We start from the raw sequence: 17,802 nt of genomic DNA, 5'->3' as shown, positions 1-17,802 counted from the left end.
TCTCCAGGAACCGAAGCTATGCCGCTCCCGCTCCACGAACTCGCAGTCTCTGACGCAACGAATGCGATCGTGCGCCTGACGGAGAACGGCCTGGAGTTCGGTAATGCGCAGGCGGAGATTACGACTTCATTGATTCCGGCACGCTCTCTCGGACCTGGTGAACAATATCGATTTCACTTCAACATGACGAAGTGCATCGGCTGTCGCTCCTGCGAGGTTGCCTGCAATGAACAAAATGGAAACCCTTCCGACATTCGCTGGCGAAGAATTGGTGAGATCGAGGGCGGCTCATGGCCAAACACCTCTCGGTTTTACCTTTCGATGGGTTGCAATCACTGCTTGTCTGCGGACTGCCTGCGCGGATGCCCTGTGAATGCCTACAAAAAGGATCCTGTCACGGGCATTGTCCTTCACTCGGCGGAGGCTTGTATTGGATGTCAGTACTGCGTGTGGAATTGCCCATACTCTGTACCTCAGTTCAATGCAGAGCGTGGTGTCGTGGGCAAGTGCGACATGTGCCATGGCCGTCTGACTGATGGGCTGGAGCCGGCCTGCGTCAACGCCTGCCCGGAGAACGCAATTGAGATCGAGATTGTCGATCAGCTGGAATGGCGCAGCGATTATGCGGCGGCGAATGCTCCGGGGATGCCGAGTGCGGGCCATACCATCTCTACGACACGCATTACCTTACCCGAAGGGGCGACCTCAACACTGGAACGCGTCGATATCGAGACTCTTCGCACCGAACATCCACACTGGTCGCTGGTCTGGATGACATCCCTGATCCAGCTCTCGGTCGGCACGCTCGCTGCGACACTGCTTGCGAGCCATGCAGACGCAATTGCACTATCACTGATTCTCCTGCTAACTGTTTTCACGCTGAATATCTCTGTATTTCACCTTGGACGTCCTGCCTATGCATGGCGCGCTCTCAAGATGTGGCGACGTTCGTGGCTCTCGCGTGAGGTGCTCCTCTTCGGAATTTTCTTTGTCTCGCTGACACTGCTAACAGTCGCTTCATGGTTCGCAACAGTTCACGCTGTACGACTCGCAGCGACAATTCTTTCCTGCCTGGGTCTCTTCGCTTCTGTGGTTGGAGTCGCTGGCATCTTTGCCAGCGCGCGAATCTATCTGGTTCCTGCGCGGCCCGCATGGAATACACTTCACACACCCATCGATTTTCTTCTAAGCTCTGCTCTCCTTGGCTGCGCTACGGCACCGCTTCTGCTTGGCTCCTCAGTGGCCATTGGTGATCTCTTCCATGCTTATGTGATTACAGGCAGGGCCAATTCTGGTTTTCCGGTCCTGCCGCTCATTCTCTCCTCTGCGCTTTGGACCTTGAATCATATTGTGAGGGCAGTTCGACTCCATCGTTCAGCAACTTATGAATGCCGGGCATCAGCCTCGCTACTGAATACCTATAACCTGCGGGGAACCTTTCTGGTCTCCTTCGCGTTTGTCGGTCTCGCCGTTCTGTTTTCGTTAGCTGGACAACCGATACTTGCTCTTCCTACTGCTTTAGCTGGAGTGATTTCAGCTCGATACCTCTTCTTTGTCTCTGTGGTTCCGCTGAATATGGCTCTCACCTTCGTCAGGCGGGTACACGCATGACGACACTGATTCAACTCATGAAGCGATTTGCCGGGATCGACACTCGTCGTGAAGAGTACGCGTACGCGAAAGACCCCGTCTTTGGACACATCTCTCAGTCACGTATTGCGGAACGATGGGTGAAGACAACCTGCGGTTACTGCTCTGTAGGCTGTGGAATGCTGGTCGGAGTTCGCGATAGCAAAGCCGTAGCCGTTCGTGGGAATCCGCATCATCCTGTCAATCGCGGCAAGCTGTGTCCGAAGGGTCTTTCAGAGCACCACATTCTGGATGCTCCTGGTCGCGCAAAACACCCATTGTTGCGTAAGAACGGTGTCCTGACTCCTGTGTCGTGGGATGAGGCGCTTGAAACAATGGCCACACGCTTTCGCGAGATTCAAGAACGTTACGGTCATGAATCGCTCGGCGTTATCAGCACTGGACAGCTTGTCACTGAAGAGTTCTACACGTTGGGCAAGCTGGTTCAGCTGGGACTGCGTACGCGCAACTTCGATGGCAACACTACGCTTTGTATGGCGTCTGCCGTTTCGGGATACAAACTTTCTTTCGGCTCCGATGGTCCACCTGGCTCCTATGCAGACATGGAGAATGCGGACGTCATCCTTCTGATCGGGGCAAATATCGCGGACAATCATCCCATCCTCTGCCATCGCGTCGATCGTACGTCGCCGGGTACCAAACCGCGCACCCTTATTGTTGTTGATCCGCGTGTGACCAAGACGGCGATGATGGCCGATATCCATCTTGCAGTGAAGCCGCGATCGGATATCGCTTTACTCAATGGAATCGCACACATCCTGATTCGCGAAGGACTCATTGACCACGATTACATCGAGCAACACACCTCTGGGTTCACTCAGTTCGAGGAATTCGTCTCTGCATTTACGCCTGCACACGTCACATCTGTAACGGGACTCACAGAAGAACAGGTTCTCCAAATCGCTCTTTTGTACGGCCGCGCGAAATCCGCATTCATAGGCTGGACAATGGGAGTGAATCACTCGACACAAGGCGCTGTAACTGTAGCAGCCATCAACAACCTCGCGCTGATTACAGGAAATATCGGACGTGTTGGATCTGCACCATTCTCGATCACCGGTCAATGCAATGCAATGGGCACGCGAGAGAGTGGCTTCGCTTCATCACTACCTGGATATCGCAAATTTGAGAGTGAGAAAGATCGCGAGGACCTCGCTCGCATCTGGAATCTTCCTGTAGACCGCATTCCCTCTGCGCGGGGACTCGCATATCCCGACATCATCGAAGCTGCCGTGCAAGAGCGCATCAAGGCTCTGTGGATTATCGCCACGAATCCAGCTGTTTCTTTCCCAAACTATAAGCTGCTGGAGCACGCGCTTCGCTCCGTGGAATTTCTGGTCGTACAGGATGGTTTTCACCCAACACCAACAAGCGAGTTTGCAGACCTGGTTCTTCCTGCAGCGATCTGGGGAGAGAAAGAGGGCACGTACACAAACTCTGAACGACGCGTCTCGAAGGTGAATCCCATAGTTACGCCGCCGGGCGAAGCTCGCTCAGACTTCAATATCTTTCTCGCTCTCGCAGAACGGTTAGGAGTGAAAGATGAGCTCTATCCCGGCTGGAGCACTCCACACGATGCTTTTCTTGAGTGGCAGCGTGTCTCTTCGGGTCGTCTGTGCGACTACTCCGAATTTACCTGGCAACAGATCGAAGAAGCGAATGGAATTCAATGGGGAGGAAGCTCCCTCTATCGAGATGGCATCTTCCGAACAGAAGATGGACGGGCGCGCCTTCATTCCGTTCCATGCGAGCCTTTCCAAGAGCAACCTGATTCGAATTACAACTTCATTCTCAACACAGGCCGTACGGTAGAGCACTGGCACACGCGCACTAAGACCGCGGAGGTGGGGATCCTCAACGACATGGTTCCTAATGCATGGCTCGAGATGAATCCTTCCGATGCTGCTCGACTCGAGCTAAAACCACATGATCGCGTCACGGTGCGCAGCCGCAGAGGAGCCGTCGCCGATCTTGAGCTACGCATTACAGGAATCGTTGCTCCTGGCCAGGTCTTTATGCCGTTTCACTTCTCGGAGACGAACTCCAACATTGTGACGCTTGGAGCCTACGACCCGATCTCTCGCGAACCCAACTTCAAACAATGTGCTGTGCGAATCGAACGTACACCGCTGCGAGACCGGCGTTCATCCTCAGCACGCCGCTGATATTGAAAAATCTGTTTTGCAGTTAAACGACACGGAGAAGAATTCTATGGAAAACCTTAAAGGATTTCTCAAAGCCGGACACCTGCCGACGCTCTTCAGTGCCTTTCTCTATTTTGATTTCTCGTTTGCTGTGTGGGTTCTCAATGGAGCGATGGGGCCTTTTATCTCGGAACAGTTTCATCTCTGGCCCGCGCAGATCGGATTGATGGTCTCGGTTCCGACCTTTGCCGGTGCGTTGATGCGCTTCCCTCTCGGAGTGCTGTCGCAATACATCGGCCGCAAGAATGCCGCGATTGTTGAGATGAGTGCAATTGTCATCGCTCTCATATATGGGTTCCTATTTGTGCACACGTATCACGATGTACTCGCGATGGGAGTTCTGCTGGGCATTGCGGGTGCAAGCTTTGGCGTAGCTCTTTCGTTGGGCTCTGGGTGGTTTCCAAAACAATATAAGGGCCTCGCGATGGGAATAGCGGGCGCGGGCAACAGCGGAACTGCGCTGGCGGCACTCTTCGCTCCTCGACTTGCTATGCACTTTGGCTGGCAGAGGGTTTATGGATTCGCTGCACTGATGATGCTGCTTCCCCTTATGGTGATGATCCTGTTCGCCAAAGAACCACCAGATATTGAGCATCAGACGTTGCGTCAGCATCTCTCATGCCTGTGGGAGAAAGATGGCTGGTCTTTCAATCTCATTTACATCATCACCTTCGGCGGCTTTCTTGGGCTATCGACATTTCTACCCTCGTTCTTCTACTCGCAATTTCATGTCACGAAGGTTCAGGCGGGTTCTCTTACGGTCTTGGCCACCCTAACAGGATCTCTGACACGAGTGGCCGGAGGGTGGTTCGCCGATCGCATCGGGGGAATCACAACTCTATCGGTCGTTTTCCTGGTAGTAATTGCGGGACTCTTGGGATTAACCTCCACGCCTTCGCTCATGGTGACTACGCTTCTGTTCATGCTGTGCTTTGCCGCATTGGGAGCAGGAAACGGCGCCACTTTCCAGTTGGTACCGTTACGCTGGCCTCTGACCACCGCGGTGGCTGGTGGCATGATTGGCGAAATCGGAGCGCTTGGCGGCAGCATTCTGCCAAACCTGCTTGGACAATCCAAGCAACACACTGGTTCCTTCGCTGCGGGATTCGTCTGCTACGCCCTGTTTGCTCTCTGCGTGTTGGGTCTGATGCGTATCGTCGCGCGCAAATGGGTGCGAACCTGGGTTGGAGCGGGAGGCCGCGCTCTTGCTCCGCAAACTGACATCTCTTCGGATCACTCTTTCTCTCCGGAAGCTGCCACAGAGTTTTAGATCACCATTTGCTTTGCATTACCAAAATGCCCTCTTCGCGAGGGCATTTTTCTTTCTGATCAGGAAATAGTTCTTTCTATAAACAAATTTAGGTTTTTGCTGGACGATCTTCCCCTGAAAGAAGTAGGATGCACTTTATCTATTTTTGACAATAGAAGATTGTTTCTAAAAATGAAATAGACGCCTATTGCCTACCGAGAGGAACAAGGAGTCCAGACCATGCAACAAGAGGATCTGAAGCTGAATCGCCGGACATTCGTAAAATTTGCTGCCGCTACCGGTGTCGGGAGCTTTCTTGCCGAGGAAAAGATCTATGCGGGAGAACCCCAAAAAACTCAGCACCCAGTGGTTCTCCAGACCTCTGCCCTCCAGGTAACCTTTGATGGAACGGCAGGAACTCCCGCCGAATATGCATTTGCAGGAAGATCCCGCCGGCTGATGGGAGACGACACCGCGGCCCCGATCGTGGTGCGAGTCTGCAAGAAAGATCCCTGGCAGCAAGAGAACCTTTCTGCACGCGTCCTCTCCACGCGCAACGAAGGCAGCGGAGTCAGTTTCAGCATGTCCGCCGTCTCTGGAGGCGCGGAAGCGACATCGTTTCTTCTTCATTATGTTGTCAGCGGATCGCGCCTGACGGTCACTCTTGAGCAGGTCGCCGAAAAGAATGGATATGAGCTCTTAGAGGTCCGCCTTCCTGCCCTGGTTACGGTGCGAAGGCAGCAGCAGAACGTATGGATGGCTCATGGTGATACCGGCGGAGCGCTAATTGAGCTGGCAGACGCAAAACCGGGCCAGCTCGCTCCAAACCAGTTCTGGGGAGACATTCTCAGCACTCTTCCTGTATTGATGACAGGCGATGCGAAGACATTCTGCGTATTGACCAATGCATCGTTTATGGATGGCGGAGCGATGGCGGTCTCGACTGACGGGCGCGGAGCTATGGGAACGGTGCAGCGGTATCGAGTGGATGGATCGCAGTGTGCCGATCTGAATCTAGGCAAAGGCGAGCCGCTCAACTGCGGGAATTCAGGAACACCGAACCTTCTGGTTCGTCAACCTTCCGTCTGCCATCTGGATTTCTTTCCAGTCATAGGGGACTGGAAACAGGCCTGGCTGGCTGGTGCGCATCACGTTCGAACGCAGCTTCCCCCGAAGCGCACCACAATGTATGACGATGTCTATACCTATGGAATCCGGGTGGATGAGCCGACCTGGCCGCACCCGGCGACGACATTTGCACAGTGCGAAGAGATCATTCGCGAGGTGGCCTCGCTTACAGGAAACACTCCGCAGATCGTCCATCTATGGGGCTGGCAATTCAAAGGCAAAGACACAGGGTATCCGGCGGTCAACGTAGTGGATGAGCGCATCGGAGGTTACGAGGGCATGATGCGTTTGATGGAGAACGCCAAAAAATACAACGCCCGCGTCACCCTTTCGGACAACTATGACGACGGCTATCGTAGCAGCCCTGCATGGAGCGAAGATATTGTCGCCCGACGCCCTGACGGCGAGTTGTATAACAGCCGTTCATGGACCGGAGAGAAGTCCTACATCCTTGGGCTGGCGAAGTATATTCGTCACGGAGCCTTGGAGCGTGTCGATTACACCTGCAAGCAATACAAGCTGCCGGGCACGACTCACATCGATGTATTGACCTACTATGCCGTGCGCAACGATTGGGACCGTCAGCATCCTGCCAGCGGCTACACCAATTTGGCGGACGGAAAGTTCAAGATTCTGGATGCGTTTCATGAGCACGGCATTGACGTGAGTTCGGAGGCACCACGATATCCGTTTATGGGCAAGGTCAGCTTCTTTTGGCAAGGCTGCGGAATCCGCCCTTGTCCGATGGGTGGTCGAGCTATTCCCATGTTTCCTGCTGTATATCGCCAGGCTGCAGTGTGGGGAGACGGAATGCATCGCGGAGATATGTCTCCGGGAGCGCTCCAGGTGTTCCATGGTGGCGGCCCGCGCTTCATGACCCGTTATGAAGAAGACCGTATGGTTGTCGCAGAAACTTTCTATCTCCAGGCGCTGCCCTGGATGCTGCTTCACCGTAGAAACATTCTTTCGTTTGTCGATGAAGGACAGCAGTCGCGTATTGGGGTTGAGGGCGGTGAAGTTCACGTCTCGCTCGAAACCGGCGAGTACACCGTAACCATCGATGGAGCACAGGTTGCCGCACGTAACTGGATTGCCTGTCCGCTGGGCAATCATCGCATTGCTTTCTACTCCACGGAAGCACGCACGCTACGACATCCGCTCCCTACAGGGTGGACGGAACAAAACATCAAAGCTGAGGCGGCCTCAAAAACAGGACCACAGCCGGTTGCTGTCAAAGTGCAGGATCGGGAGATCGCGATTGAAGTTTCTCCGCGCACTCCGGTGATCGTCACTCGAAATTGAACAAATCTCCATTTGTATCGTTTTCATTATTGACAATTATTTTTTGTCAACGATATAACTCGATTTCCCCCTAAATTCCGCGATATTTGGGCTCCGTATTTCGTCATTGAGGTGACACCATGAATGATCTACATCAAAATTTGCGCAGAATCTATCTGACTTTCTCCCTTGTTGTAATGCTCCTCATCACCAGTACAGCACCTGCCCAGACATCCGCGGGCGCTGTAAATGGAACGATCACAGACCCGACCGGAGCTGTCATTCCCGGAGCGTCCGTTGATCTCGTGGCGACCGACACCGGCATCGTTCGACATACGGTCACGAACGGAACAGGCTTCTTTGCTATCCTGAGCGTCCAACCAGGAAACTACATGTTGAAGGTCGCAATGTCTGGATTCAAGACCAATCAGTCTCCAGCATTCTCCATCGATGTGAACCAGACAGTCACCCAGAATCAGACACTGCAAACTGGCGCATCGAACGAAACGATTGAGGTTTCTTCGTCGCTGGTCGGGAATTTGACACAAAAGTCCTCTTCCGAATTGGGCACCGTCATCGAAACGAAAGAGGTGCAGCAACTTCCCTTGAATGGCCGCAATTTTACTCAGCTACTTATTCTTACCCCTGGAGTCACTCCAGTCTCGACGGCGCAGGGATCGAGCGTAAGTACAACCGATTCTGGTGTTACGGGAATTCCGGGAACCGCCTTCTATAAGCCAGCTGTTTTCGGCCAGCAGAACCGATCGACGATGTACCTGCTCGATGGAATCAACAATACGGACTTCCGTACTTCAATCTATGGTTTCCTTCCAATCATCGACGCAACCAGCGAATTCAAGGTGCAGTCGCATAACGATAAGGCGGAGTACGGGGGCGTACTCGGAGGCGTAGTTAACATGGCCAGCCGTTCGGGAACAAACCAGTTCCACGGCTCAGCCTGGGAGTTTGTGCGGAACAACATCTTCGATGCACGAAATCCTTTCACAGATTTCTGTACGCCGGCGCGTTGTGGCGCTGGATCATCCACCTCAACTCCTGCCGCACCCGGCCATTACACCCAGAATGAGTTCGGCGCAGCGGTGGGCGGTCCTATCTTCAAGGACAAGACCTTCTTCTTTGCCGCCTACGAGGGGTGGCGTTACAGCAAGCCGACACTTTCCACAGCCCTTGTCCCAACCGCGGCTGAGCTCAACGGTGATTTTTCGCAGAGCTTTTATAAGCAGCAGATCTACAATCCCTTTTCAACTCAGTGTGCAGGAACTACCTGTACTGTCCAGCCTTTTCGCTGCGACACCGCTGGCAACGCCCTTTCCTTATCCAGCAATGGCACCCAGCCTGCGGGAACACCCTGCAACAAGATTCCGACCGGCGCAATCAGCCCACAGATGCAGAAGTATCTGGCTGCCTATTACCAGCAAACCAATGCACCGAGCGGCCCTTCGAATAGCTTCAATTACATCGAGCAGAGGCCGCAAATTGATACGAATAACAGCTGGCAGCTCCGTCTCGATCATCACTTCAACGATCGAAACTTCGGCTTCTTCCGAATCAGCCAAATGTGGGTCCATGACACCCAGCCAGTCACTGGAACCATCGAATCCGCTGTCAGCGACTATCATGTTTACAACATTGGCGGGGGCTTTACCCATGCCTTTACCGACAGGCTGATGCTGGATGCACGCGGCGGCGTTATGTTCAAGCCTTATGTCTTCAGCCAGAGTGCGGCTCCGGATGGGTTCGCATCTGCTACATCGGCGGGCTTCTCGAACCTCGGCACGTATGGCGGCATGGTGATCAATCTTGCTGCCCCATATACGACATCAGCTGCCGGTAACCAGGGGACCTCTTATCGCCGCAATCCTGTCATCAGTGCAGGCGTTGACCTGAGCTGGCTGAAGGGCAATCACAGCATCAAAGGAGGAGTCGCCTACCTTTATCAGAGCCGCTTTCAATCCAATCTTCAGCAGATCTTCACGTTCTCTGATTCCATCACCAGCAACAAGAATACGTCGGGAACCGGAAACTCCGCAGCCAGCGCCCTGCTCGGCTTCCCTGCGAGCATCAGCGCAGAGACTCCGCAGTATGGAGCAGTTATATTCCACCTCGCCACCATCTCGGGTTATATCCAGGACGAATGGAAGGTCACGCCAAACCTGACACTCAATCTTGGCGTTCGTTATGACTACGGCACTCCGGTGATCATCGATAACCAGCGACTAGCCAACCAGATTGATTTCTTCAATCAGAAATACACCATCGGCGCAGCAAATGTTCCAACCTGCGCGACCTCAGGAACCTTCGTCAACCCATGTATCCCTGGTGGAATCTCCAGTGTGCCCTTTAACGATCACATCGTATTTGGCGGAAACACCAAACAGGCAATGAGCGGTTTGACCGACAATATCGGCCCGCGCGTAGGTTTCGCCTGGCAGTTCCAACCGAATACCGTACTGCGTGGAGGTTATGGCCTGGTCTATGACACCATCAGTGGCCGCAGCCAGTATGCGCAAAACAATATCGAAGGCACTGTATGGCCTTACACCAAAGGCATCACCAATCAGACAACGAACGTCCAGACCGCGGGAATCTGGCCAGGTGCCTCAGCAAATCCGCTGGTCAGCATCACTTCACTTGCGGGCAACTTCCCGAATCCAATCATTGCCGCCTCACCCTGGTTGGCATCCGCGTATGTCAATTCGCCCAGCTACGATGATGCTCGGTCACATCAATACAATCTTCAGTTACAACAACAGCTCACGCCTTCGACCCTTTTCTCCATCGGTTATGCAGGCTCAAAAAACACTCGTCTCAACTTCACTGGTAAGGTAAATGCCGCACGTCAGGCTTCTCCCAATGGAACACCTGCAGCAACAATCGATGCTCTGAAGCTGATGCCATGGTCTTCACCGGCATGGAATTACTCTTCTTCGACTGGATACTCTAACTACAACGCCCTCTTACTACAATTTCAGAAGCGCTTTTCACAATCGCTCTCGACGATCGCCTCTTATACTTGGTCTAAGTGCATGGACAATAGCTCGGGGCTCTTCAACGCAGAGAACGGAACCGGGGGCGGCTCCGTTGTGCAGAACTATTTTGATCCGGCCAACGCCTACGGAGTTTGCAGTTACAACATTCCTCATTACTTCACCTGGAGCACCAACTATAGTCTGCCCTTCGGAAAAGGACAGCGCTGGCTAAACCGCGGTGTTTCGTCTTATATCTTCGGCGGAGTCCGCATGAACTACGTCTTCCAGATTCGTTCTGGACAACCCTATAACCTTACCGTCAATGGCGATCCGGCCAACATCTCCGGCAACAATGGAACGGTCTCTGGCTATAGTCGCCCCAATGTTGTTGGCGATTCTGGGCAGGGAAGTTGCGGCTCCGTTGCGATTGGAGCAAAGTCTCCCACCGGAGCAGGATATTGCGTCTTCAACCCAGGAGCATTTGCAGCACCTTCTGCTTCGTTCGGAAATATGGGGCGCGGCGTCCTAAGTACGCAGCCTTATAACAATCTGGATTTCTCGCTGATCAAAGTCACTCCATTGCACGATCAGATCCAGCTTGAACTGCGAGCCGAAGCTTTCAATGTGTACAACGCTCAGATTCTGGCCGCTCCTGGAACGACGATCGGCAACTCGAACGCGGGCTTTGTGACAAGCATCACAAGCACTCCACGACAATTGCAGATGGCTGCGAAGATTACGTTCTAGACATATCGTTCGTTCTGGGATCCCTTAGAAGGCCGTCTGAAAACAGGCGACTTCTAAGGGATTTTTTATTTAAGCTCGGCTTTCTGTCCGTGGTGTTTGCCGATGCAGTGTGATAGTTTTTTCACGCTGGCTAGAAGCTCTTCCAAGGCAAGAGGCACGGATTGCCTCTGTTGCGATGAGTGTCCTGGAAGCATCAGGAATATTGAACATCATCTCTAAGGGGTGTCCACTTGCGACGTATTCTTCTCTCTACATTTTGTTTCTTCGCGATATTCTGCACCGCCTCTCTTTCAGCGCAGGTGAAGACCACAAAAGAGCAGATCCTCTTTTACACCTCGGGGTGGAAAGGGGAGCGGTTCCCAGATGGACGTCCTAAGATTCCCGACTCTCTCCTGCAGCGTGCTCTCGACGTCACTCTTGAAGACCTATGGGACTATCTCACCGAGCATGGATACCACTGTCAGTATGAAGGTGGATGGCAGGCGCTGCACATCGAGAAGCCGATGGCCGGACGCGCTCTGACCGCCCAGTACATGCCTGCTCGCCCCGACATGGTCTCTGCGATCAAAGATGAGGGCAAGAAGGAAGGCAGGACAGGCGGAAACAACATGTGGCCCATCAATGAGCTTCAGAATGGCGATGTGTATGTGGCGGACGGATTTGGAAAGATCGTCGAGGGAACGTTGATCGGATCGAACCTCGGCAGCGGAATCGCCGCACACTCGCATACTGGCTTCGTCTTCGATGCGGGAATTCGCGACGTAGAAGAGAACAAAAAGATTCCGGATCTGAATGGTTTTTACCGCGCCAGCGATCCTTCTGCATGGAAGGACATGACGTTGACCTCGATCAACGCGCCGATCCGCATCGGCCGGGCAACGGTGCTTCCCGGTGACCTGGTGATCGCAAAGCAGGATGGGATCCTCTTCGTTCCCGCGGTTCTCGCCTCTGCCGCGGTTGCCTCGGCCGAGTTCACCAATCTTGAGGACGCCTTTAATTTCGAGCTGAATGCCGCCGGAAAGAATGGAGCAGAGTTCGAAGGTGGCTGGAACCGCGCAAAATACCAGGCATTTGCAAAATGGATCGATCAGCATCCGGAAAAATTGAAGATGACCCGCGATGAGTTCAAAGCAGAGCTCGCTCGCCGCGAAGGACATGGAGATTAATCGTTTCGCCGCGGAAGTCTGAGCTCGGCCCTGCATCCGTGCAGGGCTTCAGCTCGATTGTGAAGCTCCACCGTTCCATGATGAGCCTGTGCGATCTGTTGCGCCAGGGCTAGTCCAATACCGGTGCCGTTAGGCTTAGTCGTATAAAAAGGCACGAAGAGGTTACTGGTATTCGTCAAACCAGGACCGTTATCTTCAATTCCGATCACGACATCGTCTTTCAGGATCTTCCAACTGATCGCAACACAAGCAGACCCATTGTTCTGAGCATCAGGACTCAAAGCAGCTTCTGCGGCGTTCCGCACAAGATTGATCAGCGCCTGTTGAATTTGATCCACATCCATCGAGAGCGTAATCTCAGCGCCCTTCTCTATCTGCACATCAAGCCGCGTCTCCAACTGAGCAACCCGGGCAATCAGTGGACCTATGGAGACAGGTTCAAGTCGTGGAGCCGGAAGGCCCATCAGTTGCCGATAGGCCTGAAGGAAGCGATTGAGCGACTCGGCGCGATTCTCAATGACCTCTAGACCTCGTTCAAAGTCGTTCTGCTGGGCTTTGGGGAGAGAGGCTGCGATTCTCCCTCGCAGGCTTTCAGCAATGGATTTGATCGGAGCCAGAGAGTTGTTGATTTCGTGTGCCAATACGCGGATCAACCGAGCCCATGCCAGTCGCTCCTCTTCTCGCAGCGCGGCACTGACATCCGCAAGTACCACCAGCGTATGAGGAACGCCACGCAGGCGAAAGCTGGCACGCTTCACGATCCATCGCGCTGCCTGCTGTCCGCTGCCTCGCGAAAACAGGTCATCATCCTCTGCATCGAGCAGATACGAAAGCTCAAACTCCTCCGCAGAGTTGCCGATCGCTTCGTTTGCCTTCAGACCCAGCATTTGTTCTGCTGCAGCGTTCATCAACTTCAGCTTCCCATACGGGTCGAATGCCAAAACAGGAGACTGCATCGCATTCAAAACATGCTCCACAAGAGCCATCGCTTCCAGTGCTCCGGCACGCTGCCCCTGCAACATACCGGCCAGAGCATTGATCTCAAGCGCAAGATCTCCCATCGCATCATTGCGTATCGCCCCGCGAGCACGAAAGGAGTAATCATCCTCCCGCAAGGCCGCTACAACATTCGCAAGGGTCTGGAGTGGTCGGATGAGCTGCTCCATCAGCACTGACACTAGAAACGCCCATACTCCTGCAATCAGCAGGAGCAATATCCACTGGATCGCACTATCGACTTTCGCCTGATGCAACAGCACCCAGGACAGCACCAGAGTGGGTACGCCCGTCAGAAATAGCCATAGGCGAAACCGACGCTCGAAACCAACCCGCCTTCGCGTTCCCCCCAGAGGGATTCGCTCGGGTCTCGAACGCGGTCGTGGATCAGAGGCCATATTTCTCAATACGACGATAGAGCGCGCCGCGACTCAAGCCAAGTGCATCAGCCGCCTGACTGACATTCCCATTGGCGCGCGCAAGTGCTTTGCGAATCAGGACCGCCTCTACCGTCTCGAGACTCATCTCCTCAAGACTCTGTCCAGATACGCTTCGGGGAGTGTGCAAACCAAGGTCTGCCGCCTCGATTCGTTCTCCGCGTGCCATCAGGACCGCCCTTTCAATCGTATGGTCGAGCTCGCGAACGTTTCCCGGCCAGCTGTATTGCAGAATCTGTTGCATCGCAGCCGCGTCAAATCTCTGAAGTTGTCGACGATACCGCGTAGCGTGACGCGCCATAAAGTGCGCGGCCAGTGCGGGAATATCTTCACGGCGATCACGTAACGGAGGCAGCTGAATCTCAACCGTATTCAACCGAAATAGTAAATCCTCGCGAAACCTTCCTGCAGCGCACTCCGCACGTAGATCAGCGTTGGTTGCGGAGATAATCCTCACATTGATCCGCTGCGTCTTCGATGAGCCTACGCGCTCCATCTCACCAGTCTCCAGAACGCGAAGCAGCTTGGCCTGCTGCCGCACGGGGATGTTAGCAATCTCATCGAGAAATAACGTGCCATGATTAGCGAGCTCAAACCTTCCGATGCGGTCCGCACGCGCGTCCGTAAAAGCTCCTTTCATGTGGCCAAACAGTTCGCTCTCGAAGGTTCCTTCAGGCAAAGCTCCCGTGTTGACCGCAACCAGGGTTCGATCGGCACGAGAGGAGAGCCGGTGCAGCGTCTGTGCAACAACCTCTTTCCCGGTGCCATGCTCGCCTGTAATAAGGACATTGGCATCCGAAGGACCGATTCTTGCAATGGTCTCGACGACCGAACGCATTGCGGGAGCCGAAGCAATAAAGTCGGGGGTGCCGGACGCACGTAGAATCCTGTTCTCCGCCTCCAGCCATTGCGCACGGCGCTGACTGCGGTAAAGCTCTACCTGAGTGCGCAAGACGCTCAACAGTCGGGCGTTCTCCCACGGCTTCTGAATGAAGTCTCCCGCACCCCTCCGCATCGCCTTCACGGCGAGATCGATATTGCCCCATGCCGTCATCACGACAATAGGCACCTGGGAATCGATCTCACGAATACGGGCGACGAGTTCCAGCCCTTCCTCGCCTGAAGTCGTGTCACGGGTATAGTTCAGATCGACAAGCACTCCGTCAAAACTCTCGCGGGTGAGGGCTTCCAGCGCCAGGGCTGGAGTCCGCACCATCTCGAATTCATACCCTTCGGGCTGCAACAAAAGATGAAGAGCCTCAAGAATATGAGGCTGATCGTCCGCGACAAGCAGTCTGCACGGAGCTTCCTGATTCGCTGTCCGCGTGTCCTTTGCCGCTTCTTCTCCCACCATGAAAACCTCTTCCGTTACTGACCGCTCGGGGCAACACCCGTCCTCGCCGATTCTATCGAAATTTGGTTCGCATCCAGCGTCGTCCCTAACGAGCGATCTAATTCGATCTTCGCCTTCTGGTATGCCGTCATCGCTGCCACCAAGGCCGACTCGGCTGCCGACAAATCACGGCGCGCCGTCAGGGTTTGATAGTTGGAACCTGCACCCAGCTCCTGTTCCTTCGCCGTGATATCGAATGTCTTCTGAGCCAGATCGCGCGCCTTGCGGGCGGATTCCACACGCGCTTTACTCTGTTCCAACGCATACTCCGCATTGCGAACTTCGATGCGAATCTGCTTCTTCAGTTGTTGCAAACGCAGTTCGGCCTGCCGAGTCTCCAACTCCGACCTGTACTGATCTGATTTTGCTACACGGTTGCGAATTGGCACATTGAGAGAAAGTCCCACATAGTAGTCCGGAGCAGAATTATTGAACGCATTATGTAATGCTCCACCCCAATCGGGAGGTGCAGTTGAAGGAATTCCCGCAGCGGGATTCTGTGGTCCCGCAAGGCCGGTTCCACCGTAGAACGCAGTCAATGCAACCGTGGGCAACAATGCATTACGGGCTGCACTGCGGCTGATCTCGCGGTTTTCGAGATCGATGTTCGATTCGCTCAATTCAATCCGATCGCGTAAGGCAAGCACAATATCTTCCTCGGTTGAGCCCCCCGTCTGAGTATTCATCGTTGCACTTGAATCAGTGGGACGAACCGGCATCGCCTCCAGGATAGGATCATCCAGATTTTTGGTCAGAGCATTCTTCATCAGAAGTTCCTGGAACTGAAGGGTTGTCTTCGCAATCGTAAGGTCCTGTTCGCGGTTCGCAACCTCAGCTTCATCCTTCATCACATCCATTGCCGGAATCGCCTGCAGGGCAAGCTGCTTGCGTCCGCTATCCAGCGTCTGCTTTGCGAAATCGAGTGCGCGGTTCTTCACGCCTGCGTCTTCGTAAGCGGCGACCAAATCCCAATACATATTAGCGATCTGCGTGATCGTCGTAATTACCTGTAGCTTGAACGCCTGATCAGAAATCTTCTGGTTGTTCTTCGCAATTCGCAGATAACGAAGATTAGGGCCAAAACCAAATCCTGCCAACAACTGCTGCTGCAAAGCAATGTGATAGTAAGTATTCAACGTTGGATTCAGATAGCTTCTTGGGCTGTTCGTCGCCCCGCGATTGTTTTGAAACACCGCTGATAATGTTGTCCCGGTTGGGAAAGCCTGCGTATAGCTAAGATTTCCCTCCGTCGTATTCTGTTGTAACAAAGGAACGCCATAGATTGAAATATTCGAGAGTGGCTGAGTGTAGTGCTCATTATTAAACGTCCCAGTTAATGACGGATCGAACGATGGGACATTGGTTCCTGCACCGAGCGTTGAGGTCACCAATCCTGACGCTCCCGAACCAGCGCCGCCGGCACCGCTCGAGGTTCCTCCAGCTCCAGCACCGCTCGCTCCCGAGCCAAACCCTCCAGCGCCGCCTCCAGGCGTATTCTGGACCACGCCTGTATTCACACCACGGAATGAAGCGCCAGCGCGTGTACGAAGGATGTCCGCCTCGGCGATAGGAATGTTGTATCGCGCAATCGCAAGGTCGAGATTGTTCTCCAGCGCCAGCAAGATCGCATCTTTCAGGCTTAGCTCCAGCACGCCATCATGCACCAGTGTGTCGATCCGCGGAGTATTCGCCAGGTTCGGCTCCGGTACCAGCGTGGCTCGATAGGCATTAATTGGGTTGTGGGAGTGCGGAATATCCAGCCGCAGCGTTGGGGCCTGTGTCGCCTGTCCCCACGAGGGAATCGCGAGCAGAAGAAATGCACTCACAGAACGGGGAAAGAAACTCCTCACTGGTTCACCTCCTCGGCCGCACCGGCAACCGTACCCGCTGTATCGGAGTAGACCCATCCGTCCCGCAGCTCGATCGTGCGCGTGCCATAGGCAGCATTGGCCTCCGAATGTGTCACTTGTACGATCGTCGTGCCTTCCTCATTCAACTGCCGGAACATCTCCATGATCTCCTTCGCTTGTTTCGATTGCAGATTTCCCGTGGGTTCATCAGCTAGCAACAGCGACGGCTTGTGGATCATCGCGCGCGCAATTCCTACCAGTTGCTGCTGTCCGCCCGAGAGCTGATGTGGATACAGATCCTTCTTGCCCACAATCTGGAATCGGTCCAGAGTATCGGCCACCATACCCTGGCGCTCCGCTCGAGGAATGTCCTTGTACGAGAGCGGAAGGTCGATGTTCTCCGCGACCGTCAGATCGTCCAGCAGGTGATAGCTCTGAAAGACCATGCCGATGCGTCTGCGCGCCAGGTCGGCGCGCTGCTTGCGGTTCATCCGATGAACGGCCTCGCCATCGAAATCGAACTCACCCTTCCACTGGTCGTCCAGCATGCCCAACACATTCAACAGCGAGGATTTGCCCGCTCCCGACGGCCCCATAATGGTCACAAATTCCCACGGCTGAATCGTCAGGTTGATGCGGCGCAAAACCCATGTCTCTGTATGCCCAGCTTTGTAGCTGCGCTCAATGTTCCTCAGCTCAATCATGATGACC

At 54.1% G+C, this 17,802-nt stretch carries 10 protein-coding genes; 6 read left to right on the top strand and 4 right to left on the bottom strand.

Annotation, left to right across the window (positions count from 1 at the left end; genetic code table 11):
• Window positions 1-18: 18 nt before the first annotated feature.
• The 6 genes from H7846_RS02625 (at window position 19) to H7846_RS02600 (ending at window position 12,415) form a co-directional block, all read left to right on the top strand.
• Window positions 19-1,611 carry a DmsC/YnfH family molybdoenzyme membrane anchor subunit gene (locus H7846_RS02625; RefSeq protein ID WP_186695001.1) on the top strand — a complete coding sequence of 531 codons (1,593 nt, stop codon included), beginning with the start codon at window positions 19-21 and terminating at the stop codon, window positions 1,609-1,611.
• The gene (locus H7846_RS02620; RefSeq protein ID WP_186695000.1) at window positions 1,608-3,815 is read left to right on the top strand and encodes a molybdopterin oxidoreductase family protein; all 2,208 of its coding nucleotides are present in this window, start codon (window positions 1,608-1,610) and stop codon (window positions 3,813-3,815) included. Before H7846_RS02625 ends, H7846_RS02620 begins: the two co-directional genes overlap by 4 nt.
• A gap of 46 nt (window positions 3,816-3,861) precedes the next feature.
• The gene (locus H7846_RS02615; protein ID WP_186694999.1) at window positions 3,862-5,124 is read left to right on the top strand and encodes a nitrate/nitrite transporter; all 1,263 of its coding nucleotides are present in this window, start codon (window positions 3,862-3,864) and stop codon (window positions 5,122-5,124) included.
• A gap of 219 nt (window positions 5,125-5,343) precedes the next feature.
• Window positions 5,344-7,533, top strand: coding sequence for an endo-alpha-N-acetylgalactosaminidase family protein (locus H7846_RS02610; RefSeq protein WP_186694998.1), 2,190 nt, complete (start codon window positions 5,344-5,346; stop codon window positions 7,531-7,533).
• Window positions 7,534-7,652: 119 nt separating this feature from the next.
• Window positions 7,653-11,249 carry a TonB-dependent receptor gene (locus tag H7846_RS02605; protein ID WP_186694997.1) on the top strand — a complete coding sequence of 1,199 codons (3,597 nt, stop codon included), beginning with the start codon at window positions 7,653-7,655 and terminating at the stop codon, window positions 11,247-11,249.
• Window positions 11,250-11,548: 299 nt separating this feature from the next.
• Window positions 11,549-12,415: an RraA family protein gene (locus H7846_RS02600; protein WP_255460806.1), complete on the top strand. Its 867-nt coding sequence runs from the start codon at window positions 11,549-11,551 to the stop codon at window positions 12,413-12,415.
• Here the strand turns inward: H7846_RS02600 and H7846_RS02595 are convergent.
• The 4 genes from H7846_RS02595 to H7846_RS02580 are packed head-to-tail and all read right to left on the bottom strand — an operon-like array spanning window position 12,412 to window position 17,795.
• Window positions 12,412-13,809, bottom strand: a complete 1,398-nt coding sequence (locus H7846_RS02595) for a sensor histidine kinase (RefSeq protein WP_186694995.1) — start codon at window positions 13,807-13,809, stop codon at window positions 12,412-12,414. The genes H7846_RS02600 and H7846_RS02595 overlap by 4 nt on opposite strands.
• Window positions 13,799-15,202 carry a sigma-54-dependent transcriptional regulator gene (locus H7846_RS02590; RefSeq protein WP_186694994.1) on the bottom strand — a complete coding sequence of 468 codons (1,404 nt, stop codon included), beginning with the start codon at window positions 15,200-15,202 and terminating at the stop codon, window positions 13,799-13,801. Before H7846_RS02590 ends, H7846_RS02595 begins: the two co-directional genes overlap by 11 nt.
• A gap of 14 nt (window positions 15,203-15,216) precedes the next feature.
• A complete protein-coding gene (locus tag H7846_RS02585; RefSeq protein ID WP_255460805.1) occupies window positions 15,217-17,091 on the bottom strand; it encodes a TolC family protein in 1,875 nt (624 codons plus the stop codon).
• Window positions 17,088-17,795, bottom strand: coding sequence for an ABC transporter ATP-binding protein (locus H7846_RS02580; protein ID WP_186694992.1), 708 nt, complete (start codon window positions 17,793-17,795; stop codon window positions 17,088-17,090). The genes H7846_RS02585 and H7846_RS02580 overlap by 4 nt, the downstream gene beginning before the upstream one ends.
• Window positions 17,796-17,802: the final 7 nt, after the last annotated feature.

Origin of the sequence: Edaphobacter sp. 4G125, from assembly GCF_014274685.1 — a bacterium.
GTDB lineage: Bacteria > Acidobacteriota > Terriglobia > Terriglobales > Acidobacteriaceae > Edaphobacter.
The sequence above is the reverse complement of the archived record's forward strand: the minus strand, read 5'-3'. Positions and strand labels throughout refer to the sequence as shown.

Bases quoted from the DNA above. Each gene is read 5' to 3' on its own strand.
- H7846_RS02625 (WP_186695001.1), top strand. From the start codon at position 19: ATGCCGCTCCCGCTCCACGAACTCGCAGTCTCTGACGCAACGAATGCG.
- H7846_RS02620 (WP_186695000.1), top strand. From the start codon at position 1,608: ATGACGACACTGATTCAACTCATGAAGCGATTTGCCGGGATCGACACT.
- H7846_RS02615 (WP_186694999.1), top strand. From the start codon at position 3,862: ATGGAAAACCTTAAAGGATTTCTCAAAGCCGGACACCTGCCGACGCTC.
- H7846_RS02610 (WP_186694998.1), top strand. From the start codon at position 5,344: ATGCAACAAGAGGATCTGAAGCTGAATCGCCGGACATTCGTAAAATTT.
- H7846_RS02605 (WP_186694997.1), top strand. From the start codon at position 7,653: ATGAATGATCTACATCAAAATTTGCGCAGAATCTATCTGACTTTCTCC.
- H7846_RS02595 (WP_186694995.1), bottom strand. From the start codon at position 13,809: ATGGCCTCTGATCCACGACCGCGTTCGAGACCCGAGCGAATCCCTCTG.
- H7846_RS02590 (WP_186694994.1), bottom strand. From the start codon at position 15,202: ATGGTGGGAGAAGAAGCGGCAAAGGACACGCGGACAGCGAATCAGGAA.
- H7846_RS02580 (WP_186694992.1), bottom strand. From the start codon at position 17,795: ATGATTGAGCTGAGGAACATTGAGCGCAGCTACAAAGCTGGGCATACA.